Source organism: Brevundimonas sp., assembly GCF_004210735.1.
Taxonomy (GTDB): Bacteria; Pseudomonadota; Alphaproteobacteria; order Caulobacterales; family Caulobacteraceae; genus Brevundimonas.
Genome location: NZ_SDZL01000118.1, coordinates 1 through 2,117 on the forward strand (window position 1 = coordinate 1; position 2,117 = coordinate 2,117).

Genomic DNA, 2,117 nt, shown 5'->3' on the forward strand with positions numbered 1-2,117 from the left:
CCCTGCCCCCCATGGGCGGCCGCTCGGCCCCCGCCGGCGTGCTGCATCTGGAGCGGCGACGCTTCCTGTGGGAGCGGCGGATGTTCGAGCGCATCCACGTCGTCAACCACGGCACCGAGGATGTGCTTCTGCCGCTCGTGATCGAGTATGCGGCGGATTTCGCCGACATCTTCGAGGTGCGCGGCACACCCCGCGCCGCGCGTGGCCAATCGCATCCGGTCACCGGCGATGGTCGCCGCACCACCTTTGGCTACACCGGCCTGGACGGCGTGGACCGGATCAGTTGCCTGGCCTTTTCCGAGCCCCCGGCCCGGATGTCGGCCTCCCGCGCCGAGTTCATGTTCAGCCTGCCCCGCGGCCGCACCGTGGACCTCTATATCGAGTGCGGCGCCGACAGCTGCGAGGCGCCATCCGAGGACCGCTGGCGTTTCTACGCCGTCCAGGCCCGCGTCCATATGCGGGACAAGCGGCAGCGCGGCGCCTCGCTGCGCGGCCCCCGCAGCCCCCGGTTCAACGACTGGCTGGACCAATCGCGATCCGACGTCGCCCTGCTGACCACTGACCTGCCGACCGGCCCCTATCCCTATGCCGGCACGCCTTGGTTCTCGACCCCGTTCGGGCGGGACGGCATCATCACCGCCTGGCAGATGCTGTGGCTGGACCCGTCGCTGGCCAAGGGTGTGCTGACCTATCTGGCCGGACGCCAGGCGACGGACACCTCGGCGTTTCAGGATTCCGCTCCCGGCAAGATCATGCACGAGACCCGGCGCGGCGAAATGTCGGCCCTGGGCGAGGTGCCGTTCGGCCTTTATTACGGCGGCGTCGACACCACCTGCCTGTTCGTCGCCCTGGCCGGGGCCTACGCCCGCCGCACCGGCGACTTCGACACCATCCGCCGCCTGTGGCCCAATCTGATCGCCGCAGTCGGCTGGATGCGCGACCATGGCGATCCTCAGGGCACGGGCCTGATCGCCTATCAACGCGCCGCCGAAACCGGCCTGTCGAACCAGGGCTGGAAGGATTCTTTCGACTCCATCTTCCACGCCGACGGCCGCTTCCCCAAGGGGCCGATCGCTCTGCTGGAAGTCCAGGGCTACGCCTACGCCGCGTGGCAGGCCATGGCCCAGTTGGGCCGGGTGCTGGGCGATCCGGGGGCCGACGAATGGGCCGCCCAGGCCGAGGCCGTGCGTCAGCGGGTCGAGGATCGCTTCTGGCTCGAGGACGAGCAATTCTACGCCATCGCCGTGGACGGCGACGGCCAGCCGTGCCGCGCCATCGCCTCCAACGCCGGCCACCTGCTGTTCACCGGCCTGCCCTCGCCCGAGCGGGCCAGGCTGGTGACCAAACGTCTGCTCAGCGCCGAATTCCGCTCGGGCTGGGGCCTGCGGACCCTGGCGACCGGCCAGGCGCGCTTCAATCCCATGAGCTATCACAACGGCTCGGTCTGGCCGCACGACACGGCCCTGGCCGCCGCCGGCATGGCCGAATATGGCGAGCGCCGCGCCGTGTCCCTGCTGCTGGGCGAGATCTATTCCGCCGCCACCCATTTCCAGCTGCGCCTGCCCGAACTGTTCTGCGGTTTCGAGCGCCGCCCGGGCGAGCCGCCGATCGCCTATCCCGTCGCCTGCCTGCCCCAGGCCTGGGCCGCCGGCTCGGTCTTCCTGATGTTGCAGGCCGCCCTAGGCGTCAGGATCGACGCCATCGCCGGCGTGATCGAGATCGACCGCCCCCTGCTGCCCTCGGGCATCGACCGGCTGAACGTCACCGGCCTGCAACTGGGCGACGCCACCGTCGACCTAACCTTCGCCCAATCCGGCCCCCACACCGTCGTCATCCCCCGCCGCAACGACGGCGGCGTGTCGATCCGGACGTTGGCGTAACGCCTCTCCCTCCCCGTCCCGGGGAGGGTGGTCGACGCGAAGCGGAGACCGGGTGGGGGCGGCCAGGCTGAGCATCCGCCACCGGACCGAAGGCGCTTCTCGATCCTGACTTCGGCGTAAAAAACTCTCCCTCCCCTTCATGGGGAGGGTGGTCGCGAAGCGACCGGGTGGGGAGGGCTTGGCGATGCAAGGCGCGCCCGATCAGCCGTGCCGCCCCCACCCGGCTTCGCCCTGCGG

At 70.3% G+C, this 2,117-nt stretch carries 1 protein-coding gene; it reads left to right on the forward strand.

The window, feature by feature from the left end; translation table 11 throughout:
- The coding region (locus EON91_RS14275; RefSeq protein WP_292096043.1) for an amylo-alpha-1,6-glucosidase at positions 1-1,880 on the forward strand (1,880 nt) is incomplete at its 5' end.
- Positions 1,881-2,117: the final 237 nt, after the last annotated feature.